Annotated in this window: 26 protein-coding genes and 4 pseudogenes; 13 read left to right on the top strand and 17 right to left on the bottom strand. The window is 56.5% G+C overall.

The annotated features are described in order from the left end of the window. The first annotated feature begins 21 nt into the window (after positions 1-21). Both BMY55_RS06205 and BMY55_RS06200 read left to right on the top strand, forming a co-directional pair. Positions 22-681: a Crp/Fnr family transcriptional regulator gene (locus BMY55_RS06205; protein WP_091429200.1), complete on the top strand. Its 660-nt coding sequence runs from the start codon at positions 22-24 to the stop codon at positions 679-681. A gap of 80 nt (positions 682-761) precedes the next feature. Continuing rightward, complete coding sequence (locus tag BMY55_RS06200) at positions 762-956, top strand: YgaP family membrane protein (protein ID WP_091432098.1); 195 nt, start codon at positions 762-764, stop codon at positions 954-956. 121 nt (positions 957-1,077) lie between these two features. Here the strand turns inward: BMY55_RS06200 and BMY55_RS06195 are convergent, their stop codons facing one another. The 5 genes from BMY55_RS06195 to BMY55_RS06175 all read right to left on the bottom strand — a co-directional run bounded on the left by BMY55_RS06195 (position 1,078) and on the right by BMY55_RS06175 (position 7,477). Further along, positions 1,078-2,469 (bottom strand): TRAP transporter large permease, encoded by a 1,392-nt coding sequence (locus BMY55_RS06195; protein WP_091429198.1) that lies wholly within the window; start codon positions 2,467-2,469, stop codon positions 1,078-1,080. A gap of 3 nt (positions 2,470-2,472) precedes the next feature. Continuing rightward, positions 2,473-3,132, bottom strand: a complete 660-nt coding sequence (locus tag BMY55_RS06190) for a TRAP transporter small permease (RefSeq protein ID WP_091429197.1) — start codon at positions 3,130-3,132, stop codon at positions 2,473-2,475. Between the two features lie 113 nt (positions 3,133-3,245). Continuing rightward, positions 3,246-4,247 (bottom strand): TRAP transporter substrate-binding protein, encoded by a 1,002-nt coding sequence (locus tag BMY55_RS06185; protein WP_091429195.1) that lies wholly within the window; start codon positions 4,245-4,247, stop codon positions 3,246-3,248. A gap of 234 nt (positions 4,248-4,481) precedes the next feature. Next, positions 4,482-5,723, bottom strand: coding sequence for a sigma-54-dependent transcriptional regulator (locus BMY55_RS06180; RefSeq protein ID WP_091429194.1), 1,242 nt, complete (start codon positions 5,721-5,723; stop codon positions 4,482-4,484). After that, positions 5,720-7,477 carry a sensor histidine kinase gene (locus BMY55_RS06175; protein WP_091429192.1) on the bottom strand — a complete coding sequence of 586 codons (1,758 nt, stop codon included), beginning with the start codon at positions 7,475-7,477 and terminating at the stop codon, positions 5,720-5,722. The genes BMY55_RS06180 and BMY55_RS06175 overlap by 4 nt, the downstream gene beginning before the upstream one ends. Positions 7,478-7,536: 59 nt before the next feature. Here BMY55_RS06175 and BMY55_RS06170 point away from each other — a divergent pair, with 59 nt between their 5' ends. Further along, positions 7,537-8,712, top strand: coding sequence for a cytochrome P450 (locus BMY55_RS06170; RefSeq protein ID WP_091429190.1), 1,176 nt, complete (start codon positions 7,537-7,539; stop codon positions 8,710-8,712). A 117-nt stretch (positions 8,713-8,829) separates the two neighbouring features. Here the strand turns inward: BMY55_RS06170 and BMY55_RS06165 are convergent, their stop codons facing one another. Next, positions 8,830-9,291, bottom strand: a complete 462-nt coding sequence (locus BMY55_RS06165) for an Lrp/AsnC family transcriptional regulator (protein ID WP_091432096.1) — start codon at positions 9,289-9,291, stop codon at positions 8,830-8,832. A 140-nt stretch (positions 9,292-9,431) separates the two neighbouring features. Between BMY55_RS06165 and BMY55_RS06160 the strand changes: the two genes are divergently transcribed. The 6 genes from BMY55_RS06160 (at position 9,432) to BMY55_RS06135 (ending at position 14,017) form a co-directional block, all read left to right on the top strand. Continuing rightward, complete coding sequence (locus BMY55_RS06160; RefSeq protein ID WP_091432094.1) at positions 9,432-9,758, top strand: DUF2849 domain-containing protein; 327 nt, start codon at positions 9,432-9,434, stop codon at positions 9,756-9,758. Then, the gene (locus BMY55_RS06155) at positions 9,751-11,421 is read left to right on the top strand and encodes a nitrite/sulfite reductase (RefSeq protein WP_091429188.1); all 1,671 of its coding nucleotides are present in this window, start codon (positions 9,751-9,753) and stop codon (positions 11,419-11,421) included. The genes BMY55_RS06160 and BMY55_RS06155 overlap by 8 nt, the downstream gene beginning before the upstream one ends. Then, a complete protein-coding gene (locus tag BMY55_RS06150) occupies positions 11,411-12,151 on the top strand; it encodes a phosphoadenylyl-sulfate reductase (RefSeq protein ID WP_091429186.1) in 741 nt (246 codons plus the stop codon). The genes BMY55_RS06155 and BMY55_RS06150 overlap by 11 nt, the downstream gene beginning before the upstream one ends. Then, positions 12,148-12,558 (top strand): DUF934 domain-containing protein, encoded by a 411-nt coding sequence (locus BMY55_RS06145; RefSeq protein ID WP_091429184.1) that lies wholly within the window; start codon positions 12,148-12,150, stop codon positions 12,556-12,558. Before BMY55_RS06150 ends, BMY55_RS06145 begins: the two co-directional genes overlap by 4 nt. 68 nt (positions 12,559-12,626) lie before the next feature. Next, complete coding sequence (locus BMY55_RS06140; RefSeq protein ID WP_091429183.1) at positions 12,627-13,481, top strand: ferredoxin--NADP reductase; 855 nt, start codon at positions 12,627-12,629, stop codon at positions 13,479-13,481. 170 nt (positions 13,482-13,651) lie between these two features. After that, the gene (locus tag BMY55_RS06135) at positions 13,652-14,017 is read left to right on the top strand and encodes a cupin domain-containing protein (protein ID WP_091432092.1); all 366 of its coding nucleotides are present in this window, start codon (positions 13,652-13,654) and stop codon (positions 14,015-14,017) included. A 43-nt stretch (positions 14,018-14,060) separates the two neighbouring features. On the opposite strand, the gene BMY55_RS06130 is transcribed toward BMY55_RS06135, so the two are convergent. From BMY55_RS06130 to BMY55_RS06085, 10 genes and pseudogenes are all read right to left on the bottom strand, one after another. Further along, entirely contained in the window at positions 14,061-14,324 is a 264-nt protein-coding gene (locus BMY55_RS06130; RefSeq protein WP_245744663.1) for a hypothetical protein, read from the bottom strand. Between the two features lie 490 nt (positions 14,325-14,814). After that, positions 14,815-15,213, bottom strand: a complete 399-nt coding sequence (locus BMY55_RS06125) for a hypothetical protein (protein ID WP_143064292.1) — start codon at positions 15,211-15,213, stop codon at positions 14,815-14,817. 179 nt (positions 15,214-15,392) lie between these two features. Beyond that, a complete protein-coding gene (cas6e, locus tag BMY55_RS17130) occupies positions 15,393-15,674 on the bottom strand; it encodes a type I-E CRISPR-associated protein Cas6/Cse3/CasE (protein ID WP_091429178.1) in 282 nt (93 codons plus the stop codon). Then, a complete protein-coding gene (locus BMY55_RS17195) occupies positions 15,638-15,904 on the bottom strand; it encodes a type I-E CRISPR-associated protein Cas6/Cse3/CasE (RefSeq protein ID WP_177179301.1) in 267 nt (88 codons plus the stop codon). Before BMY55_RS17195 ends, cas6e begins: the two co-directional genes overlap by 37 nt. Positions 15,905-16,060: 156 nt before the next feature. After that, positions 16,061-16,939 (bottom strand): NAD(P)-dependent oxidoreductase, encoded by an 879-nt coding sequence (locus BMY55_RS06110; protein WP_091429174.1) that lies wholly within the window; start codon positions 16,937-16,939, stop codon positions 16,061-16,063. 146 nt (positions 16,940-17,085) lie between these two features. Further along, a complete protein-coding gene (gene uxuA, locus BMY55_RS06105; protein WP_091429173.1) occupies positions 17,086-18,234 on the bottom strand; it encodes a mannonate dehydratase in 1,149 nt (382 codons plus the stop codon). A 27-nt stretch (positions 18,235-18,261) separates the two neighbouring features. Beyond that, complete coding sequence (locus BMY55_RS06100; RefSeq protein ID WP_091429171.1) at positions 18,262-19,173, bottom strand: sugar kinase; 912 nt, start codon at positions 19,171-19,173, stop codon at positions 18,262-18,264. A gap of 9 nt (positions 19,174-19,182) precedes the next feature. Beyond that, positions 19,183-19,494 carry a cupin domain-containing protein gene (locus BMY55_RS06095; protein WP_091429169.1) on the bottom strand — a complete coding sequence of 104 codons (312 nt, stop codon included), beginning with the start codon at positions 19,492-19,494 and terminating at the stop codon, positions 19,183-19,185. A 22-nt stretch (positions 19,495-19,516) separates the two neighbouring features. Further along, positions 19,517-20,260 carry an SDR family NAD(P)-dependent oxidoreductase gene (locus BMY55_RS06090; RefSeq protein ID WP_091429167.1) on the bottom strand — a complete coding sequence of 248 codons (744 nt, stop codon included), beginning with the start codon at positions 20,258-20,260 and terminating at the stop codon, positions 19,517-19,519. A 189-nt stretch (positions 20,261-20,449) separates the two neighbouring features. Further along, positions 20,450-20,707, bottom strand: a pseudogene (locus BMY55_RS06085) (ATP-binding cassette domain-containing protein); the annotation flags it as partial. Between the two features lie 251 nt (positions 20,708-20,958). Between BMY55_RS06085 and BMY55_RS06080 the strand changes: the two are divergent. The 3 genes and pseudogenes from BMY55_RS06080 to BMY55_RS16725 all read left to right on the top strand — a co-directional run. Beyond that, positions 20,959-21,651 carry a GntR family transcriptional regulator gene (locus BMY55_RS06080; protein WP_091429166.1) on the top strand — a complete coding sequence of 231 codons (693 nt, stop codon included), beginning with the start codon at positions 20,959-20,961 and terminating at the stop codon, positions 21,649-21,651. 67 nt (positions 21,652-21,718) lie between these two features. Next, a pseudogene (locus BMY55_RS17190) lies at positions 21,719-22,239 on the top strand (MATE family efflux transporter); the annotation flags it as partial. Between the two features lie 92 nt (positions 22,240-22,331). Beyond that, positions 22,332-22,541: pseudogene (locus tag BMY55_RS16725) on the top strand (integrase core domain-containing protein); the annotation flags it as partial. Positions 22,542-22,592: 51 nt separating this feature from the next. On the opposite strand, the pseudogene BMY55_RS06065 reads toward BMY55_RS16725, so the two are convergent. Next, positions 22,593-22,931 (bottom strand): annotated as a pseudogene (locus BMY55_RS06065) (Gfo/Idh/MocA family protein); the annotation flags it as partial. 310 nt (positions 22,932-23,241) lie between these two features. Here BMY55_RS06065 and BMY55_RS06060 point away from each other — a divergent pair. Beyond that, a complete protein-coding gene (locus BMY55_RS06060) occupies positions 23,242-24,237 on the top strand; it encodes a TRAP transporter substrate-binding protein (protein ID WP_091429160.1) in 996 nt (331 codons plus the stop codon). Positions 24,238-24,298 lie beyond the last annotated feature (61 nt).

Genomic DNA, 24,298 nt, shown 5'->3' with positions numbered 1-24,298 from the left:
CCGCCGGAGGCATAAAATCCGATGAGTTGGACAGATGATCCTGATGAGATTGCCGCGCTAGATGCCCGGGCGCGTGCGCTTTTGGACACGCTTACGCCGATGGATGTTCCTAAGGGTGCGGTCCTGTTCTGCCCAGGCGAGGCCGTAAAGGGCTACGTCGTGATGCTGTCCGGTCAGGTGGATGTAAATCTGATCGGACCCAATGGTCGCGACATCTTGCTCTATCGTCTGGCACCCGGCCAAGGCTGTATCCAATCCACCTTGGGTCTTTTGGGGGGCGACGCTTATACGGCAGAGGCGACAGCCGAGACCGCGGTCCGTCTGGTTCTGATCCCCCGCGATGTGTTCTTTGCCCTGCTCGACAGCTCTCCTGGGTTTCGGCGACTGGTATTTTCTGCATTCGCCGACCGGATGCAATCCATGATGCAGCTGATTGAAAACGTGTCCTTCATGTCGGTCGAAGCTCGATTGGCGGCCCTCATCCTGGATCGCGCAGGGCTGGACGGTTGCTTGCATATGACGCAAGCAGAAATGGCCACCGCCATCGGCACCGCGCGCGAGGTGATCTCGCGGCGGTTGGACAAGATGGCTCAGGCGGGTGCTGTGGCGCATGAGCGGGGAAACGTGACAATCCTTGACCGAAAGGCTTTGAACGGCATTGTCCTTGGCGCGGCATTTTGACCGTTTTCTATGTGACCACGTCACATGCTTTTTTCTGTTCCCTTTTCTAAGGTCAGATGAACGGAAAAAAGGAGATGACCATGTTCAAGACAAACACTGGTAACATTGACCGCATCATTCGAATCGTCGTCGGCCTCGCCCTGCTGGGCTGGTATTTCTTCGCTGGTGGCCCGGTCTGGGCGCTGATCGGTATCGTGCCGTTGGTGACGGGTGCGATCGGTTCTTGCCCGGTTTACTCAATCCTCGGGATGAACACCTGCAAGATGAAGAACTAAAGAAATTGGCAACCTTTGGCCGCTAGACCCGAAGGTGTAGCGAGTAAAACGGTAAACGCCGGGCGAGATACGCCCGGCGTTGTGTTGAGGGGGGTGGGCCGCACATGCAGCCCGCCCTTTCTTATTTGGTGATGATCTCTGGTCCCATCAAGGTTGTCGGCAGCCATGTCGACAGGAAGGGGATGTAGGTGACCATAATCAGGAACACAAACAGAACGGCCAGGAAGGGCAATGCAGCCTTCACCACCTTCATCATAGGCATCCCGGCCACTCCGGATGTGACAAACAGGTTCAGGCCCACCGGTGGCGTGATCATCCCGATCTCCATATTGACCACCATGATGATGCCAAGGTGAATGGGGTCGACCCCAAGCTCGATGGCAATCGGGAAGACCAGCGGCGCCACGATCACGATCAAGCCCGACGGTTCCATGAACTGTCCACCGATCAGTAGGATGATGTTCACGATGATCAGGAACATGATCTTGCCAAAGCCCGCCGACAGCATCGCACCTGCGATCTGCTGCGGGATCTGCTCGTCCGTCAGCACGTGCTTCAGGATCAGTGCGTTGGCGATGATGAACATCAACGTGATGGTCAGCTTGCCGGCGTCAAACAGGGTCCGGCGCGTGTCGACATGGAAGAAGGCAGTGATCAAGGCCTGCGGCTTTTGCAGCAAAGTGCGCTTTCCCTCGCCCTTGTCAGCCAACGGCCCCATATCACGATAGATGAACGTGGCAACAAGGAAGGCATAGACAGACGCGACCGCAGCGGCTTCCGTCGGGGTAAACAGCGCCCCGGTGATGCCGGGAATGCCATAGATGCCAACCATGATGATCACGATTAGCAAAAGCCCCCAAAGCGCATCCGAGAAGCTGGCGAAAATCTCTTTCCAGCCTGCGAAATCACCTTTGGGCATGTCCTTGATCGTAGCAATCACATAAATCGCGATCATCAGCATGACGCCCGCCATGATGCCGGGGATCACACCGGCCAGGAACATCCGGCCAACCGACACCTCGACCGCCGAGGCATAGACCACCATCACGATGGAGGGCGGGATCAGGATGCCCAGCGTGCCTGCGTTACAGATGACACCGGCGGCGAAATCCTTGGTGTACCCAACCTGGCGCATCGCCGCGATGACGATCGTCCCGATGGCGACAACGGTTGCCGGGCTGGAGCCGGAGAGAGCGGCAAACAGCATACAGGCAAACACGCCCGCAATCGCCAAACCGCCCCGGAAATGGCCCACACAGGCAATCGAGAACCGGATGATCCGTGCCGCCACGCCGCCTGTCGACATGAAGCTTGAGGCAAGGATGAAGAACGGGATCGCCAACAGCGTATAGTGCCCGGCTTCGGCCTGATAGAAACTCTGCGCGACCGATGCGAGCGACGTGTCCGAGAACAACAGCAGGAAGATGATCGAGCTCATGCCAAGGGCAATCGCGATCGGCACGCCGATCATCAGAAACCCGACGACCATCGCAAAAAGGAATAGGACGTCCATGGCTTATGCCTCCTCGGGCTTGTCTTGAAGCTGCTCGATCTCGTCTTCCACTTCGTGGCTGACAATCAGACTGTCCTGCTGGCCACGCCAGATACGGATGGTCGCCTGGATAAAGCGAAACAGCAGCAGCGCGACGCCAAACGGCAGAACCGCATAAGGGATCACACGGGGCAGCTTGTCATAGGTTTCGCCCTGGTTGATCCAGCCTTCCAGAAAGCGCAGGAAATCAAGCATCGGCACCTGATCGGTGATGTACCAAGCCTGATCGCGGGTCTGCTCAAATCCGGTGGGGAACCACCGACCCGAGGTGCGATCAAGGGCTGCATAGGGTGCCCAGTAATCCCACGCGCCTTTCAAAAGAAGAAAGGTATAGATGATACAGATCGCAGCGGCGGTCAGCGCCAGAACACGCCGCGGCCGCTCGGGCAGTAAATTGGTCAGCGCATCGACGCCCAGGTGGGCCGTGACCTTTACCCCGTAGCTGACGCCAAGCAGCACCAGCCACGCAAACAGGATCAGCGTCACCTCAAGCCCCCAAATCAGGGATGAGTTGAAAACATATCGCAGGACCACGTTCACAAATGTGATCATTGTCATCAGGCCAAGGATCACGGCGATCACCGTTTCTTCGAACCCGTTTGAATTATTAGAGTGAGTGCTCATGGCTGTCCCTTCCCATGATGCTGGGGGCGGCCCTTACCTTACGTCAAGGTAAGGGTGCAAAAGTGGGATATGATCGGGGCCCGTGCATGTTGCACGGGCCCCTGATTGTCAGCTTAGTATTGCGCGTTGATTTCCTGCGCAGCGGCGATATTTTCGGCGCCGACGTCAGCTTCAAACTGGCTCCAGACCGGTTTCATCGCGTCAACCCAGGCTTGACGTTGTTCTGCTGTCAGTTCGCGGATTTCGCCGCCTGCATCCAGAACGGCCTGACGGGCTTCGGCGTCAACTTCGCCAACCGCTGCGTTCCGGGTTGCTGTGACTTCGTGCATGATGGTGGCCAGCTGGTCGCGCACATCCGCGTCCAGACCTTCCCACCAATCAACATTGGTCACGACCAGATAATCCAGCACACCGTGGTTGGTTTCCGTCGTGCCATCCTGCACTTCGAAGAATTTCTTGCCATAGATGTTCGACCAGGTGTTTTCCTGGCCATCGACAACACCCTGTTGCAAAGCGCCATACACTTCCGAGAACGCCATTGGCTGTGGGCTTGCCCCCAGCGCCTGCATCTGGGCAACCAACACATCAGACGGCTGTACACGGAATTTCAGGCCAGCGGCGTCAGACGGTTCAATCAGCGGCTTGTTGGCCGAGAACTGCTTCATGCCATTATGCCAGAAATCCAGCCCCAACAGGCCGCGACGCACCATGGATTCTTTCATCGCCTGACCGGTTTCCGACATTTGGAACGCGTCGACCGCGTCCATGTTCTTGAACATGAAGGGCAGATCAAAGATGCGGAATTGTTTGGTGAAAGCTTCGAATTTCGACAGTGACGGCGCGGCAAGCTGAACGTCGCCCTGCAACATCGCCTCAAGCACCTGATCATCGTTGTATAGGGTCGAGTTCGGATAGACTTCCATGCAAGCCTTGCCGTTCATCTCTTCGTTCACACGTTCAGCCAGAAGCGAGGCCGCAATGCCCTTGGGGTGCTTGTCCGAGTTTGTCACGTGGCTGAATTTGATGACAATCTCGCCTTCTTCGCAGGCAGCGGAAGCCGTGTTCACAGTTGCCGTCAGCACGATCGCCGATACGGCCATGGTCAGGAATTTCATAAGGTGTCCTCCCAGACAGATATCCTCCGGCAGCCCGGTTGGGCGCCTGCATCTATTGGGACACGGTTCTGCTGCCTCACCAAGAAAAACAATCACGCAGATGTGAAAATGGGATATTTTCCCATTTTTTCATATCCCTATGGGGTAATTTTTGTGTGACGGAGCCTCAACTCCGCAGCGGAGTGAGCGGATGACCGCACATCCATATCACGCCACTGTGCGGAAATTCGCACATCAATGTCGATAGGTTTCAGGCCGAATCTGGTGCCGGGCCAGTTTGTCATAGAAAGTTTTTCGCGGCAGTTGCAACTCGCGTGCCGCCGCCGTCGCGCCGCCCCGGTGACGCCTTAGGGCTTCAATCAGCAACGATCGTTCTACCTGCGCCAACTGCTCGGCCAGACCGGGCCGGGCATCCGACGCCCCGCCTTCGACATCCGCCAGCCCCAGCCCCATTGCAAACCGCATGGCGGCGTTCATCAGGGCACGCGCGTTGCCCGGCCAATCCTGCGCCATCAACTGCGCGATGACATCATGTTCGATCTCGGGCGGGGTCAGCGCGGCCTGTTCGCTGGCGATCGAGACATAATGACGAAACAGCACGGGAATATCATCCTTGCGTTCGCGAAGCGCCGGAATACGGATGCGCAGCACGTCGAGCTTGTAGAACAGATCCGGATTGAACCGTCCTGCGCCCACCTCGACCTCCAGATCGCGATAGGTGCCTGCCAGGACCCGCGTCTTGCTGGTCCGGTCCAACAGGTCAAGCAGCAGGTATTGCGTTGATCCCTCAAGTGCGGCCACTTCGTCAAGAAACAGCGTGCCGCCTTCGGCGCGTGAAAACGCAGCTTCAAGCGCGTCTGCTGCCAGCCCGGAAGCGGACAGTTTGATGAACGCTCGCGTGGCATCGCCGGACAGCAGGTGCACAACCTCGGCCACTTTCGATGTGCCCGATCCCGGCTCGCCGCAGATCAGCACCTCGGCCTGTGCATGGGCCGCCGCGCGCACTGTGTTGCGCAAGTCTTCGGCCAAGGTGCTTTCGCCAATCAACAGGCGGGCCGCCGCGTCACCGGTTTCTGCCCGCGCCTTCAGTGCGCGGTTTTCAAGCACCAGCGCACGGGTGCGCAAAGCCCGCCCGACCACCGCCAAAAGCGACGCAGGATCACAGGGTTTTTCCAGAAAGTCGAACGCACCTTCATTGATCCCACGCACAGCAGTGGGAATATCCCCTTCCCCTGTCAGCAATATCACCGGCAGCTCCGGGTCAACCGCTTGCGCCTGTGCCAGCAATGCAAACCCATCCTTACCCGGCATCCGAATGTCAGACAGGATCACGCCATCAAGGTCCGGCACGATGTGGTCCTTGGCTTCAATATAGCTGCCCGCCAGGATCGTCGTCAGACCATCCAGCTCCAACGTCTGGCCCAGCGCATGACGTACCATTGCGTCATCATCAACCAGAAGAACAGTTTTGCTCATGCGGCCTCCTGCGCGCCAGCGCGGTCAAGTTCCACGGTGAAGATCGCCCCCCCATCGGGATGATTGCGCCCACGGATTGCGCCGCCGAAGCTCTGCACCAGCCCATAGGAGATTGACAGGCCCAGCCCCATTCCCTCGGTCGGGCTGACCTCTTTGGTGGTGTAGAACGGGTCAAAAATACGGTCGGGTTCGTCAATGCCGGGGCCGGTGTCACGCACCGACAGCACCACGCGATCCGTCGATGGATCCAGCGTGATCTCGATCTTTCTGTGAACCCGCTCGGCCATCGCATCCATTGCATTGGACATCAGGTTCATCACCACTTGCTGAAGCCGCACCTCACCACCGCGCACTTTGGGCGCGCCCTCCGGTCGTTGCCAGTCCACGCGCACCCGTTCCGACTGGATCCGGGGTCCCAGCATCTCAAGCGCCTGATCGACGACCTTCGCCAGATCGACATCGGTGATCGGCTCGCTTTCCTGTCGGGCGAAGGCGCGCAGGTTCTTGATGATCCGATCCATCCGGCCCGCCTGTTGCGAAATGCGGCTCAGGTTCTTGTCAGCCTCATCGGTCTGCCCACGCCTTAGAAACACCATGCCATTGTCGGCAAACGACCGAATGGCCATCAGCGGCTGGTTCAACTCGTGGCTGATGCCCGCTGACATTTGCCCAAGAGCAGACAATTTGCCTGCCTGCACCAGATCCGCCTGCGCCTTTTTCAGCGCCGCCTCTGCCTCGCGGCGTTCGCGGTTTTCGCGCAGCAGATCGACATTGGCCGCCGACAGGGCTTTGGTGCGCTTGGCCACGCGCGCTTCAAGCCGGGCATTTGCCGCGGCTTTCAGACGCAATTGATTGTTCAACGCCCGCCGCCTTTCGCCCACTGCCAGCAACAGTCCGCCGATCCCCAGACAGATCGCTGCGGCAATCGCGGCCAGCAGGGCCGCCGTCCGCTCCGCCGGGGCGGTGTCCAGCAATATCTCGCCGGACAGGCCAATGACTGGCAGGTCACGGGTCAGATGTAGCGCCCGGTTCGGCAGGTAGGGTCCGGCATCAAGTGTCCAGACCTCGTATCCGGTCCAATGACTGACCGAGCTTTTCAGCACCCCTTCACGAGGTCGCTCGGCCCCCACAAGCTCCAACCGGTTTGCCGCAAACACGCGAGTTCCGTTCAGCGTAAAAAACAATGCCGCCGCCGTTGAGGGCCAGTTTTCTTCGAAATCCAGAAGATCTGTCCGCGCGATCACCGTGCCCAACGGTTTACCGTCGCGACTGTGCATTGGAGCCGCAAATGAAAAGATTCGCTGCGTGACACCCGAGGCCATGGGTTGAAACCGCGCCTCGACGCCCAAGGCGCCGGTCAGCGCGCGATGGATCAACTGCGCATCTGGGTCAAGCTGCGCCTCCCCCTCACCCGACGCGGCCAGCACTTTGCCGTCCACCCCGACAAGTGAAAGATGGTAGGCACCCGTCATGTCCGCCATTGCCTGCAACAACGCATCGGCTTCGCCTTCGACATCAGGCTCGCCGCCCAAACGGTCCCGCAAAACAGGATGTTCGGCCAGAACCACCGCCAATTCGCGGTAGCGAAACAGATGCCGCGTCAACTGGTCCGAGGCCAGAGCAAGCTCGGATGTCGCCTGTTCAGACAAAGACGCCAGCGACGCGCGCCACGCCAGCGCCCAAGCCCCGGCGCTGATCGCTACGGAGCCAATGAGAAAGGGAAAGACCCATTTCGTGCGCAGGTATCGAAACATGAGGGAAAGAATAGAAAGCCGCGCTTGCAAAGGCCAGCAGCTTTGACGACCATGCGCGGATGTTGCGCCTGACCCAATCCCCGACGGACCCCGACTTTATCCAGAACCCCTATGGGTTTTATGACCGCGCCCGTGCGGAGGGCGACATCTTCTGGTGGGAAGATTACGATATGCCGATGGCGGTCAGCTTTCGATCCGTAAACGCGCTGTTGCGTGATCGCAGGTTCGGTCGCGAGCCCGTTGAACCGATTGCATTTCCTGACCACCTCGCGCCGTTCTATGCCGTCGAGGCGCATTCGATGCTGGAACTGGAAGCCCCCCGTCACACGCGGCTGCGCAAATTGGTGCTGCGCGCCTTCACCAGCCGTCGCATCGCCGGGCTGGGACCAGAGATTGACGCGCTGGCCCATCAGTTGATCGACGCCTTTCCGGGCGGCAACTTCGACCTGCTGCCCGCCTTCGCCACGCGCATTCCGGTCATCATCATCTGCCGCCTTCTTGGCGTGCCCGAGGATATGGCAGATGATCTGGCGCGATGGTCCAACGCCATGGTCTCGATGTATCAGGCGCGCCGCGCCCGCGCGGTCGAGGACAAGGCCGTGGCAGCCACCGAATCCTTTGTCGCGTTCCTGCGAGATTATGTAGATCAGCGCCGCGACGATCCGCGTGACGATTTGATCTCTGAACTGATCGCAGCAGAGGCAGAGGGTGAAAAACTGTCGTCGGACGAGTTGATCTCGACCTGTATCCTTCTGCTCAACGCGGGGCACGAGGCGACGGTACACGCGATGGCGATCGTCGTGAAAACGCTTCTGGAGCAACAGACACCCGCATCAGCCCTTGCCCCTGACGCCCGCGATGCGACCATCGAAGAAACCCTGCGTTTTGATCCACCCCTGCACATGTTCACGCGATATGTTTATGAGAAGACAGTGCTCTACGGTCAGAATTTCAATCGCGGTGACAAGATCGGGCTGCTGTTGGGCGGGGCCAATCGAGATCCGGATGTCTGGGACGATCCCGACGATTTCGACCCCCAGCGCCCGATCAAGCCAAACACATCCTTCGGCGCGGGCGCGCATTTTTGCATCGGTGCACCACTCGCGCGATTGGAACTTGCCCGCGCCCTGCCGATCCTGTTCGACCGCTGCCCCAACCTGCGCCTGACCGCCCCGCCACAATTTGGCAATGTTTACCACTTTCACGGGCTTGAGCGCCTCATGGTGCGATGCTGACCCGCACCTCTTCCGACTTCTTCTGGCCTGAAATATCCCGGGGTAGCACAAAGCCACGGGCTTTGTGCGGAGGGGCAGCGCCCCTCGGGCGCGCGAAGCGCGCCACCGCCCGCTACATCAGAGCGGCAGTTCGGTCGTGAACTTGATCTCTTCCATCGACAAAAGGGCCGTGACGTTGAAAATCTTCACCTCAGAAATCAGCGCCTGATAGAACTCGTCATAGGCGCGGGCGTTTTTCACGCGAACTTTCAGGATATAGTCGATCTCGCCCGCCAACCGGTGCGCTTCCATCACTTCGGGACGCGCCCGCAAGGCCGCCAGGAATTTCCCCTGCCAATCCGCTTCGTGCTCCGAGGTGCGGATCAGGACGAAAAAACACGCCTCAAACCCCAGACTTTCGGCATCCATCACCATGGTGTTTTTGCCGATCACCCCGGCTTCGCGCAACTTGCGAATCCGGTTCCAGACCGGGGTCTTCGATGACCCCACTTTCTTGGCAATCACGTCGAGTGATTGGCTGGCGTCGCCTTGCAACTCGCGCAGGATTTTCCGGTCGATCTCGTCCAGCCGAACAGACATTTCGTTTTCTTCCTCCTTTTGGTCCATACGTTCTGCGATCACCTGAAACCGAAACAATATTCCTTATCTGGCGCAACATATCGCTGTTTGATGGGAAAATGTCCTATATAGGGCAGGAACGCAATAAGAAAGGACCGGCCATGCCCCGCCCCTTCACACCCAAAGTTGTAACCGCAAACGACCTTGTCGAAGGCGATGTGATTTATCTGAACCGGAACGGGGCCTGGGTGCGCGACATGTGTATGGCATGGTTGATCGAGGATGAGGCGGAGGCCGTCGCCCAGCTGGCACTGGCCGAAACACAACCCGAGATCGCCGTGGGCGCCTATCTGGCAGACGCCAAGGCTGGCCCCAATGGCCCCGTCCCCACCCATTTCCGTGAAGCGTTCCGGGCCAAAGGGCCGTCGAACCGCTTCCACGGCAAACAAATCAATACTGCCCGGACCGAGGCCGCAGCCCATGTATGATTACAACAATTTCGACGAAGGCTTTGTTCGCAACCGCGTCAACCAGTTCCGCGCCCAGGTGTCGCGCCGCATCTCAGGCGCGCTGACCGAGGACGAGTTTCGCCCCTTGCGCCTGATGAATGGCGTCTATCTGCAACTGCATGCCTATATGCTACGGGTGGCAATCCCTTATGGCTCGCTCAACCCCAATCAGATGCGCCAGCTTGCGATGATTTCCGAACGCTGGGACAAGGGCTATGGCCATTGGACCACGCGTCAGAACATCCAGTATAACTGGCCGCGACTTGCCGATATTCCCGACATGCTGGAGGCTCTGGCCGATGTCGGGATGCACGCCATCCAGACCTCGGGCAACACGATCCGCAACGTAACCGCCGACCATTTCGCAGGCGCTGCGGCAGACGAGGTTGAAGATCCCCGCCCTACCGCAGAGCTTTTGCGCCAATGGTCCACCGACCACCCGGAATTCCAGTTCCTGCCGCGCAAGTTCAAGCTGGCGGTCACGGGGTCAAAAGCAGACCGCGCCGTGACCAAGGCGCATGACATCGGCATCCGTATCGTGAAAAATGACGCGGGCGAGGTTGGCTATCAGATCATCGTTGGTGGTGGTTTGGGCCGCACGCCGGTGGTTGGTCAGGTGCTCAAAGACTTCTTGCCCCGCGCTGACCTGTTGCCCTATGTCGAGGCGATCGTCAGTGTCTACAACACGCTGGGACGGCGTGACAACAAATACAAGGCGCGCATCAAGATCACCACGATGGAAAACGGGATCGACAAGATCAGCGAGTTGGTCGAGGCGCGGTTTGCCCAGTTGCGCCCTCTCTTCTCCGGCGTCGATCAACAGCATTTCGACGATATCGCCTCCAATTTCAAAGCCCCCGCGTTCAAGACCGCACCGCTGGACGCCTATCACGCGGCCCGCGACGCAGACCCCGTGTTCCGGTCGTGGGTCGACACCAACGTCGCAGAGCACCGCGCCGAAGGCTACGGCATCGTCACGATCTCGATGAAGGCGCATGGCGCCACGCCGGGGGATGCCTCTGCCGACCAGATGCGCGTAATTGCCGATTTGGCCGAGCACTACGCCCATGGCGACATTCGCATTAGCCACGAACAGAACGTGATCCTGCCCCATGTCCACCGCGCTGACCTGCCTACGCTGTTTGCCGCCCTGCGCGCACATGGCATGGCAACAGCCAATGCCGGTCTGATCTCGGACATCATCGCCTGTCCGGGCATGGATTACTGCGCGTTGGCGACCGCGCGGTCGATCCCCGTCGCACAGCAGATTGCCGAACGTTTCGACGAATTGAAGATCGAACACGATATCGGCCACCTGCAAATCAAGATCTCGGGCTGCATCAACGCTTGCGGGCACCACCACTTGGGCCATATCGGCATTCTTGGTCTCGACCGTGCGGGCGTCGAGAACTACCAGATCACCCTTGGCGGTGACGCTGGCCCAGATACGGTGATTGGCAACCGCGCCGGTCCCGGCTTTGCCTATGACCAGATCGTGCCTGCGATCGAGCGTCTTGTGCTGGCCTATCTGGACCTGCGCGAGGACGAAACCGAGACCTTCATCGACGCCTTCCGCCGTCTGGGCGCAGCGCCGTTCAAGGCCGCCCTTTATCCGGAGGAGGCGAAGACCAATGCCGCTTGAAGCCCCCCTTCCCGCCCCCGCTGAACGGGTCGAGACGCTGAATGCGCGCTACAAACACCATTCGGCCACCTCGGTCATTGAACGCGCGCTGACGGACAGCACAATTGGTGCATTGGCCATGGTCTCCAGCTTCGGCGCGGAAAGTGTCGTGCTGCTGCACATGGTTGCGCGTATCGACCGTTCTGTCCCGGTGATCTTTCTGGACACACAGATGCTGTTTCAGGAAACGCTGGATTATCAGGTCGAGGTGTCGCAAAAGCTGGGCCTGACCGATGTGCGAGTCATTCACCCCGACGCAAACGAGCTGTTCAAACGCGACCCCGACAACATCCTGCATCTGGCCGACACCGATGCCTGCTGTGAATTGCGCAAAGTCGAACCGCTGGAAAACGCTCTTCAGGGTTTTGACGGCTGGATCACCGGGCGCAAACGCTTTCAGGGCGGTAAACGCGTTGATCTTCAGTTTTTTGAGGCCGAAGACGAACGCCTGAAGGTCAATCCGCTGGCCCATTGGGCGTCCGAGGACGTGCGCGATTACATGATCAACAACCGTCTGCCGCGTCACCCGCTGGTTGGGCGGGGCTTCCCGTCGATCGGATGCGCGCCCTGCACGTCGCCCGTGAAACCGGGCGAAGACCCGCGTGCCGGTCGCTGGCGCGGGGCGGAAAAGACGGAATGCGGCATCCATTTCGTGGATGGCAAGATACAACGAATAGGAGCAAGCGCATGAGCGTGATCGTAACAGATGCGGGCTTTGCCCATGACGATTGGGACAACGGTTTTGCCTTGGCTGACGAGCGGGCCGCCAACGACACGCGTGGGCTGCATTTGCCTTCTGACACCGACCCTGCCGCTCTGGCCCAGTTGATGATTGGCATCGACATGATCCGCATCGACTTCCCGTCTTTTGCGGATGGGCGCGGCTTTACGCTGGGCCGCCAATTGCGGCTGCTCGGCTACAAGGGTCGATTGCGCGCCCATGGCCACGTGATCTCGGACCAATACGCCATGGCGCGCCGGTCCGGGTTCGACGAGGTCGAGATCAGCGAAGATCTGTCCCTGCGCCAGCCCGAAGACGACTGGCTGTCGCGCGCGGATTGGCAGGACTATGACTATAGGTCGCGGCTGACTGGCTAGACCCTTCCCCTGAACCTCCCTATATACGCAGACAGAAAAGGACGGGGCCGCGTGCCCCGTTGATGCACATGAATGAAGTGACGCCCGTTATGGATGCTGAAGCAAAAGTAAAACCCGTTCCGACTCTGCCCGACGCGCAAACCGTGACCGAGGTCGAACATTACACCGACCGCCTGTTCCGGTTTCGCTGCACCCGGCCGCAAACCCTGCGTTTCCGCTCGGGCGAGTTCGTGATGATCGGGCTGATGGGCGACCCGGACCCCAAGACCGGCAAGCAAAAACCGCTTCTGCGCGCCTATTCGATTGCCAGCCCGTCATGGGATGAAGAGCTTGAGTTCTACTCGATCAAGGTGCCGGACGGCCCGCTGACGTCCAAGCTGCAACACATCAAGCCCGGCGATCAGATCATCCTGCGCCCGAAACCCGTGGGCACGCTGGTGCATGATGCGCTGATCCCCGGCAAACGCATCTGGTTCTTCGCCACTGGCACAGGCTTTGCGCCCTTCGCGTCCCTGCTGCGCGAACCCCAGACCTATCAGGATTACGACGAGGTGATCATCACCCACACCTGCCGCGAAGTGGGCGAGTTGACCTATGGTCGCAATCTGATCGAGGCCTTGAAGGATGATGAACTTCTGAACGAGGTGATCGGCGATGGCTTCTGGAAAAAGATCAAATACTACCCGACCACCACCCGCGAAGAGAGCCCCAAGATGGGCCGGATCACCGATTTGATCCGTTCAGGCGACGTGTTCGCAGATCTGGGCACCGACCCGCTTTGCCCCCAGAACGACCGCGCGATGATCTGCGGCAACCTGCCTTTCAACCTGGAGCTCAAGGAACTTCTGGAAGAAGCCGGGCTTGAGGAAGGCGCAAATTCGAAACCCGCACAATACGTGGTGGAAAAGGCGTTTCTGGAGTAAGTCGACAAACACTTGGCACAGCCGGATGTCGGTCGCACAAAGTGCAACGGGTGGACCATTGGTCTGCCCTTTTTCGTTTTATCCATGCGACCCAGAACCCGCGTTCTGACGATAGGCCAGAGACACGCAATGTGATATCCCTGTGTGCAAAATGGGCCACGGGGGAAATCATGCACTACGTCAAACTCTACGCGGATGCCGCGGGCGAAAGCCATTGGAGCGATATCGACATCACGCTGGCACCGCGCAGCTTCGCACCACCCGCGCAAGACATCGAGGTTTCGGACCCAGAGCCAGCGCGTCGGATGATGTTTCTAAGGTTGCGTGCGGGGTGGAACGAACCAATCCACCCCACCCCTGTGCGACAAAAACTGATCTGCCTTGCGGGCAGCATCAAAGTCACCGCAAGCGACGGTCAGACCCGCGATATCGCAAAAGGCGACGTCTGGCACATGGAAGATAAACACGGCCAAGGCCATCACACCATGGTTACAAGCGAAATCGACTTTGAAGCGGTGATCATTCAGCACGAATAGTATGTATCACTTCACGGCCCAAGCGCGGCGTTTCTATCGGCGCTCAGGCTTTCCAGTTTGCGATGACTGTAAATGAATGCGCTTTCGGCTCATCCACCAGATATTCGGAAAAAGCTGACCAAAGCGCTTTGACCTTTTCTCCGGTCTCTGGGCTCATCTCTGCCAACTCTGTCGTCGAGATGACATAACCAGACCCCTCGTCGTCGTTCATGACATTCAAGAAGGACTTCTGACCGGGCAACGCCATGATCTTGTCTTTCAGGCTCTCCATGATCTTGGTGGCCGCGGCTTTGCTTCCTGGTTTCATTTTGTAAGGTGTAATGCGAGCATACATTTTCTTTGGACCCTTTCTTCGAACGCACATAATTGGCGTTCGACCCACCCGCTCGTGATTGAGCGCGATGGGTGAGTGTAGCACATATCCGGGTCGGGTTGAAAAACACTCGTCTGGCGGGACCGGTCTGGATCTGTCTGACGTCAGCGCCAATGGGACAGGTTTGATGCTTTTCTAACGTATCTTTCCAAGTTGCCCCGGCACGAATGGTTTCAAGACGTCCGATGGTCTAAATCCTATATTGTCTTTTTCGATCCTAAAGGGAGCAGCCAGGTTACGGAACAAATGTTCTTCGTGGAAATGGCAACGGCCCTGACCGGACTCTCTATGCTGTGCTTGGACGCGGCGGTCGCAGCCCGTTTTGCAGTCATTCGCCGCGCCTGCGAGGTCAACCGCTATTCCGACCCGACAGTCTGCGGGAAGAATCGTTCTATGGATTTGTGCTCAAGAATGTCCGCTGTCGCTAAATATGGCTCGGTTCTCTGAAAACCATGACATAGCTCATCTGCAAGCCGATCTCAGAGTGTTCAACATTCCACCAAGCATTCAATGTATGTTTTGGCAATTCTTCAAAGTAATCCAAAGTGAGGCTCGAATTGATAGCACCCATTACGATATCTGACATCTTGTGACTGAAAGAAACGTTTGGCGACGCTTCATAGCTCTCGCCGCCATAATAATCCAAGCCGCTTTCGTCGATGTAGGCATCGTCCCGAAAATATGATAGCTCCCAACTGACCGGGTCATTTGCTTGTCCCGGCTCACGCATAATCAAGATGGAATGATGCTCGTAGATAAATATCATCCCATCTGGTGCGAGTAGTTTCGATATTTCTGCGAAGAAACTGTCGAGGTCAGGCATCCAACTCGACACGCCGATGGTTATCATGACAATGTCAAAATGGACCTGTCACGGAATTGTTCCGCTCCGATTGCTCATTTAAGCGACCTTTCGTTCGAAGGCCAAGGGGCTTGGGCAGGTCGCCTGCGCGCAAGACCTCTTCGATCTGGGGGATGATGCGCGCCAAGGCGGCAGGCCCTTCATGCCCGGCTGATCAGCATCAGCCCGCCGCCGAACGCCTTGGCCCGCCCGATCCCGCGCGCAAGCGTTGTGACGAACGCCGCCGGGTCGGTGACGCGCAGCGTCCTCCCAGTGATGTCCAGCACGCCGAAGGTGACGGGCATTCCGTATTTTCGTGCGCCGCGCTTTTTCGCGAAGCGATGGACCGAATAATCATCGACCGCAACGTGTTCGGGGGCAAAGCCGCCCCGCGCGCCCTGCCCCGTCAGCCAAGTCTGCGCGACCTCTTGCGCCGTGGCCATGCGCGCCTCGGCCCGACCCTAGCCGCTGGGGGCAAAGCGTCCATTACCAAGTCGATATGGCGCTTCTTTTCCTTGCCGCTGGCGGTCTGTTCGCCGGTCTTCTGCGTGCGCGTCGCGTTGGCACGCAGGACAAAGCCCAGCCGGTCTCCGGCGCGCAAGTCGGGGGCGAATTCCTTGGTCTGGATGGGGTTGAAGAAGGGTGTCTCGGCAGGCGGGCGCGCAGACAGCACCAGAAATCGCCCGGCCCCATCCGCGCGCCGCCTTCGTTTGGGTCCAACAGCGCGCCAAGGGCGGCGACCTGTGGGTCGCGTTTTGTCATGGCGGGACGCTATGTCAGCACCCTGCCCGCTTCAACCTAGGTTCTTCTGACACTGCCTAACCAGAAGTTAAGCTTTCAGTTTGACGAAATAATCGAAAATTTCAGGAACGTTTCCATTGCTCATCCCCGCGTCGACAGCGGCTTGAAGGTTGTGTGACGTCCCTTCTGCGATTTCGGATCGCGTCCCCAAATCTTCGACCATTTTAAGGAAATAGCCGAGGTCTTTGTTGGCATTGGCGATAGAGAAACCAAGATCGCTGACATCATCAACGGCGTAGTTTTTACAAAACCCCATGAAAGGTGAATTGGATGGACCGGTCGACATTATTTCATACAGTTGCTGGCGGTCGACGCCTGCGCGGTCTGCCACCGCAAATGCTTGGCTCATGGCGCTGACGGTTGTCATACCCATGAAGTTATTGATCAACTTCGTCGTATGCCCTGCCCCCAGAGCGCCAAGATGAAAGACGTTCTCACCTAACACATCCAGCACTGGCTTCACTTTTTCAAAGGTTGCTTCGTCACCTGCCGCCATGATGTTTAGTAATCCATCTTTTGCATGGGCTGGCGTCCGTCCAAGCGGGGCATCAATCATGCCCGCACCCTTTGCAGCAAGATCCGCGCCGATTTTGCGTGTCGATGCAGGAATGGAAGTGCCGAAATCAATCACGACAGCACCGTCCTGGATACCTGCCAGAATGCCGTCATCACCATAGATCAAGCCTTCCACAACTGCGGAAGTTGTGAGGCAAAGCATGATAACATCACTGGCTTGAGCGAGTTCTTTTGCCGAGGCGACTTCACGTGCGCCGCGAGCTAAGACAGTTGCCACCGCGTCTTTGTTCAGATCCATGACAACAGGCTCAAAACCGTTCTTTTGCAGGCATTCAACCATGTTGCCACCCATAAGACCGAGGCCAATAAAACCGATCACGGGACTTTCCATTTCAAACTCCTTAGCGAATGCCAGTGTCGACTCGGACACTACTTTATTTTATACTAGTATACCAGAATAATATGCGGAAGATTCAGGGTCTTCAGCGAGAACCGCTCAATTTCGCACCAAGTTGGCTGAACCCCGCGAGTACAAATTTAACTGAGGGCACAAATGATCCCGCGTAGTTCGGACAAACCGCGCAGGCGGCCGATCATTGTGTAACCCGGCTGTGCATCCATCTCTGTGTCAGACAGCAGCGCGTGCCCATGATCTGCCCGGAATGGAAGGTCCACATCACGACGGCATTCTGCTTCTAGAAGTTCGTCAATTACAGCCACAAGATCTACGTCCCCGGCCAGATGCGCTGACTCGGTAAACGAGCCGTCTGTCGATTTGGTTACATTTCTAAGGTGAACAAAATGAATGCGATCAGCAAACACTTTGGCGATGGCGGGAACATCATTGCCTTGCGCAGAACCAAGCGATCCAGTGCACAATGTCAGGCCACTTACCGGATCATTCTGTGCTTGCAAAATCCAACGAATATCATCCTCTGATGACACGATGCGTGGCAGTCCCAGAATGTCTCGCGGCGGGTCGTCTGGGTGAATGCACATTCGAATGCCCAGATCTGCCGCCGTTGGCACCACTTCGGCAAGGAAACGTGCAAGATTTGCGCGTAGATCATCGTGCGTGATCCCCGCATAACTCGTCAGTACACTGCGCAACCCGTCGATATCATATCGATCCAATGCACCCGGCAGACCAGACATAACCGCGTGAAACAGGGCAGCCTGATCGTCCTTGGATGCTGACGCGAACCAAGCGTCGCCTGCGCGAACGGCGTCTTGATGATAGTCTTCCCTAGCATCCGCGCGACCAAGCATGTGTATCTCGAACGCTGCCATTTTTGCTGCGGAGAAGTGTAAACAAGTGCCTCCGCGCGCAACAGGTGCTGCAAGGTCGGTGCGTGTCCAATCCAGGATGGGCATGAAGTTGTAACAAACAGTCGAGACACCTTCAGCAGCAATATTCGCAAGAGATTGGCGATAGTTTGCAAACAACGACTTCAGATCGCCAGTTCCGCGCTTGATGTCTTCGTGGACGGGCAGGCTTTCTACCACGTCCCATGAAAATCCTGCGGATTCGATTTGTGTGCGGCGTGCTGCGATCAACTCGCGCGACCAAACTTCGCCATAGGGAACAGCGTGCAGAGAGCTGACAATACCCTGTGCCCCAGTCTGGGCCACTTGATCTAACGGGATCGGATCGAATTCTCCAAACCAGCGCCATGTCTCTCGCATAGGGATAGCTCCTTTGGTTTCCGGTGTTTAGCTTTTGAAGTCTGCCGCATTGATGGGCACAAGAGCGCCGCGCGCCTGAACTACCGCAGCGGACAAACGACAAGCCAAGGCTATGCGTTGCGGCAGTGGCGATTGATCTTTCGTTCCGGCAAGGATCGCTGCGTTGAAGCTATCACCCGCAGCGGTGGTGTCGATCACGGCTGCGATGGGTGGCACCGGAACCGTTCCCTCTCTGGTCTGATCACGATAATAGATTTCGTCTGCTCCGTTTTTAACCACGATGGTATTGCCTCCGGCGGATAAGTAGCGATTGGCCGTTGCTTTGGGCGTCGCATCCTTGAACCATGTGGCTTCGTCTTCAAACGAGGGCAGAACAATGTCAGACACTTGCGCGCCCTCCATCGTGGCTTTCAGCATTGTGTCCGTGCCTTCCCAAAGGCGTGGGCGCAAATTCGGGTCAAAAGCGATCAGCTTGCCATTGATTCGAGCAGTACGAAGCGCCGAAAGCAAAGTCGCACGCCCACTCGCGTCAAGGATTGCAAGGGTGATCCCCGAAAAATAGATCAGATCGTGGCCTTCAATCGCTTGCCCCAGTTTGTCGGGGTCTGACGCCAGACAGCGCGCGGCGGATTGGCCGCGCCAATAGGAAAAACTGCGTTCCCCGTGATCCAACGAAATAAGGTAAAGACCGACCGTTCGATCAGGCACAACAAGACAGTTGCTATGATCGATCCCCGCCTCTGAAATCATCTCTCGCATCTGCGCCGAGATTGAATCACTGCCAAAACCGGTAAAGTAGGACACATTGATTTCGGGGCTGATGCGCGCAAGATACCAAGCTGTATTGAAAGTATCACCCGCAAAGCCAAGCCGGAATGTCCCCGCTTCGTGCTGTGGAGACAGTTCGGCCATACATTCCCCGATTGATAGGACGCGCATTCTAAAACCTTACAAAAAATCGTCACGCCGCGGCGTGAAACAATCGATCAACGTACCCGGTTCAAGGCAAACGCAGCCATGGGTCAAGTCGCTTGGGATGACGAAGCTGTCGCCCGGGCCGACTTCTTTCTCTTCATCACCCAGTGTGAACCGAAAACGTCCGGCTTCGACATAGGTTGATTGAACATGCGGGTGATTGTGAAGCGCCCCGGTCGCGCCTTTCGACGCAAACCGAAAGGCGACAACCATCATACTCGGATGATCCGAAAGCACCTGCCGCGTAACGTTTTCGCCGGTTGAAACAACAGGGAAATCAGTCATGTCTTATCCTCTTGACTATTGTTTAGCTGAACAGCATGCCGCCGTTGATGTCTATGTTGGCACCGGTGATGAATGAACTGTCTTCACAGGCTAGGAACAGCACCAGATTTGCAGCCTCATCCACATTGCCTTGACGCTTGAGCGGCGCGTTGGCTTCAAATCCGCGACGACCCGCATCGGGTGTGTGGATGTTGTGAAAATCCGTGTCGATCATGCCTGGGCAAAGCGCATTGCAGCGAATATCTGGTCCAAGTTCTTTAGCCAGACCGCGTGTCATGGTCATGAGAGCACCCTTGGATGTTGCATAAGCGACCGCACCAGGCCCCCCCCCATCACGTCCGGCTTGGCTGGAAAGGTTTACGATTGCGCCGGTTTTCATGTGCGCAAGGCAGGCCTTGATCATCATAAAAGTGCTTGTCAGGTTCAGCGTCATCACCGCATTCCAATGTTCAAGCGACATATCGGAAATCGTTTTGCGCGCGATTAGGCCACCCGCATTGTTCACAAGCACGTCGATCCCGCCAAACGCATCGACTGTTTTCTGGGTAAGCGCGTCGACATCTTCTTGCTTGTTCAAATCGCCCTGAACGGCAATGGCTTTGCCACCTGCCGCTTCGATCTTGGCAACCGTTTCATCCGCGCCCTTTGAGCTGGCAAAATAGTTGATTGCAACATTTGCGCCTTCGGAAGCTAACTTAACAGCAATTGCACTGCCAATATCGCGCCCACCACCTGTGACGATTGCGGTTTTCCCTTGAAGTTTCATAGCAGTCCTCTTTGTCTTTATGTTTGCGAGTGTCGGTCGTTTATGTGTTTGCCAGCTTTTTCATGACGACCCTGAAGGTGTTTTCCTCGACATCTGTGAAATAGAGGTCGGCGTCATATCCTTGATCGTCCATGAAGTGGAAAATCCGCTTTGGCGCGTTGAGTTTGTAAGGCACCAACAGCGTGGCTACAGGTCATAGTTTTGAAACACCATCGCGACGTCGCGATGTTTTGGAGCCACTCTGTTTACATAGCGACTGTCAATGGTCAGATCCCCGCCGCTAATTTCTTCAAGCTCGGCAATCATGCGTAGTGTTGTGGATTTTCCACAACCCGACGGTCCGACAAGCACAACAAACTCCTGCTCTTGCACCTCAAGATCGATCCCGTGAACGACCTGAACGGCACCGTAAGCTTTTACAAGCCCCTGAAGACTGACACCTGACATATGCATCCTCCCTACTATGCGGCATCTGCCACATTCGCTGACGTCTGAAGTCGATTCGATGTCAGCTTAGACTAGAATACTAGTTATCAGGATGGCATACTAGTTAAAAGCTGGCTAGAGTTGGTGCATGGGTTCGGGTTTGAGCCCTGAATCGGATGTGACATTAGAAATAGGCTGACCTACGGACCGATATCTCGGGCTGTGCGCCCCAAACTGGCACTATTGCGACCATCGTACAGGGAGGTGATGCCATGCAAAATTTGACACGATTGAATGAACGACGAACAAGCGTCGATGAAGTGTTCGATTATCTTCACGATGAAATCGTTACGCTAAACTTGCGACCCGGAGATAAGATTTCCGAAGCAGACATCGCCGCAAGATTCGGTGTCTCACGCCAACCTGTGCGCGATGCTTTTAGCAGGCTAGCGAATTTGGACCTTCTGCTGATCCGCCCACAACGCGCCACCGAGGTCAAACGTTTCTCGATGCGAGAAATTGAGAAGTCGCGCTTTGTACGCGCCGCGGTTGAGAAAGAAGTCTTACGGCGTGCGGCTGAACTTTGCGACGCAGAAGGCGCGGCCAAATTGGACGCATCCCTTGCCGATCAAAAGAAGGCCATCAAGAAACGGGATGTAGATAGTTTCAGCGTCCTGGATTACGAATTTCACAAGACACTTTGTGCAATAGCTCAAGCGGAATTCGCGTTTGATGTCATCATGACAGAAAAAGCCAAGGTCGACCGCCTGTGTATGCTTGGTTTGTCAAAAGAACACCGCATGCCGGATCTTGTGAAAGACCACAAAGGTATCGCTGCGGCTGTTAAAAAGCATGACGGCGATCTCGCTGTCGAAATTGGGATGTTACACCTGTCACGTCTGGATGAAACTATCGAGTCAATCACTGTCACCAACGCGAACTATTTTGAATCCCCGGATGAATAAGGCAAACGCAAACAGGAAAAATGTGCCTCCCTGCACAAAGCGATGTGTTCCTTGACTGCAACTTGAAATGGTCGCAACAATCGCTCCCTCCTCTGCAGGTCGTGACTGGCGAGACGTGTTTACGCTCGCGTGGCCGACGATGCTGAAGGCGATCTTCTTACATGGGACCGTCGTCATTGACGCCTATCTCGTTTCGGCACTAGGGGAATCCGCGTTGGCCGCGATGGGTCTTGCCACCGCGATAGCGGGTTTCATACTCGGTGCAATACTCGCCTTTTCCTACGCAATGCAAATCCGCACAGCGCAGGCGTTGGCACCAATGATCCCATCTTCCTCAAATCCACGCTCGCGTCTGGTTTGACGGTCAGCGTGGCCGTGGGCTGCATCGGACTTGGGTTCATTGTGCTGTTCGGAGGATCGGTGATCAGCTCAATCGCACCCTCGACCGAAGTGGCCGCGATGGCGAAAAGCTATCTTGCGGTCTTTTCGCTTGTGATCTTGGGTGAAGCGGTGGGCCAGTGTCTATCAAGCTATTTCAACGGCTGCGGTCGTACGCGCATCCCGCTTTACAGCTTTTGCCTATCGCTTCCGATCAATGTCGGCTCCAGCATTGTATTGATCCACGGGTTGTGGGGATTGCCAGCGTTTGGCGTGACCGGCGCGGCTATGGGCAGTGCGTTAAGGAATGGTTCGACAGCCTGGATGACGCCCGCCGGAAATTGGCGCTCTGGCGCTACGACTACAACAACGTCAGACCGCACTCATCGCTCGGAAATAAAACTCCAGCAGAAGCGCGCCGGACGCTTGAGCAATTTGAGGGCTCCGCGCCCGGCGCGCTTGCCCAAAACAAAACCGAAGACTATGAAAACCTGCCCCGCAGACTCTCGTAATGAATGAGGGAGAATTGGGGGGGCAGCATAGGCGGTTTTGATCCCCTTTTTCTGCGCAAGTTCGTAAAGCTCGACAGCTGACCCGGCGCTCTCAGTCAAAGGCTTGTCACAGAATATGTGACATCCGCGAGCGATGGTCTGCTTGATGGGTTCAAAATGTGCCCCGCCCGGCGTTCCGATGCACACGATATCCGGTTGGCAGACCTTCAATGCGTCCTGCCAATCCGTGCCTACATATGGGATGCCCAAATCTTCGGCCAACTTGTTCAGGACATGCGTGGTACGCCCGACAATTCCGACAATTTCGGCACCCGCAGCGCGGAAGGCTTCGGCATGACCTTTGCCCGCAAAACCGGTGCCCAGAATCAGAACTTTCTGCTTGCGACTCACTTCAATTCTCCCAGTCAAAAAAGACGACTAGTATTCTAATCTCCCACTTTTAACTTTGCAAATTTACGTTTTTATCGAACGAAAATTTCAGGGATTTCGTCAGTGAAGTTATTGCATAACTTATTGTTTTATATCGTTATTATTTCAGGTAATCATTTTTTCTAGATCGACATATCGGGCACGATGCACAAATTATCGAATGACAAGTATCGTTGACTTTTTACAAATATTAGTAAATTAGTCCGTTCATTGGGTTTCACAAAAAACGTCCATCGGCGAGAAATCGAATACAAAAAATCGGGAGGATAAAATGTCATTTTTCACCAGTTCAGTTAACCTGCTGAAGGGGTCGGCGATTGCTGTCACTCTTCTGGCAACATCAGCCTCTGCACAGGACGTAACGCTGCGCGGCGCGAGCATGTTTGATGAAGATCATGCATTCACCAAAACCATGCGTGAATTCGAACGCATCGTCGGCGAAGCATCAGGAAATTCCATTGCCTTTGATTTGCGATTGAACGGCGAATTGGGTGTTGAATCCGACTACGTCACATTCCTTAATCAAGGTGTCGCGGTCGATTACACCATTATGGCACCGTCAAACATGGCGACATTTGCACCGTCCATTCCGTTGATGGATATGCCATTCCTGTTCCGCGATCTGGAACACTGGGAAGCTGTGTTGTCCAGCGATGCATTTGCACCGCTTGAAGCCGAGCTTCTGGAAGCTGCTGATATTGTCATTCTTGGCTATACCGGCGGCGGTGTGCGTAACCTTGTATCCAGCGTGCCGATCAAAAATCTGGAAGATTTGGCCGGTCACCGTATGCGCGTGATGGGTGCCCCGATTCAGGCTCAGGTTTTTCAGGCTTTGACCGCCGCCCCGTCGGCAATTGCCTACAGCGAGGTTTATAACGCGATCCAAACCGGCGTGATTGCAGGGTTTGAAAACGAAGCGGCCTCGATTCAGAACCTCAAATTTTATGAAGTTGCCCCTTATGTCACGCTGACGGGCCACACGATCACCGTGCGTCCGATTGTGATGAGCGGAACAGCCTTCCGCGCATTGACCCCTGAGCAGCAAGAAATTGTGAAAGCCGCGGGTGCACAAGCCGGAGCATTCGGTCGGGCACTTGAATCAAGAGAAGATGGCACCAAACTGCAAGAGATGGTCGACGCAGGTCAGGTTCAAACACTCGAGTTTGAAGGTCGCGAGAAGCTGCTAGAAATGGTGACACCGGTTCAAGATGCCTACGCTGCTGAACTTGGCGCAACCGAACTGCTTGAAGCTGTTCGCGCACAATAACCGACAAAGGCGCGCGTCTGTTTAGGGCGTGCGCCGATTTCTTTCCGCTTCGTGGCCCGAC

This window comes from Aliiroseovarius sediminilitoris, assembly GCF_900109955.1.
GTDB classification, from domain to species: domain Bacteria; phylum Pseudomonadota; class Alphaproteobacteria; order Rhodobacterales; family Rhodobacteraceae; genus Aliiroseovarius; species Aliiroseovarius sediminilitoris.
This window is presented reverse-complemented; position numbering and strand designations above follow the sequence as displayed.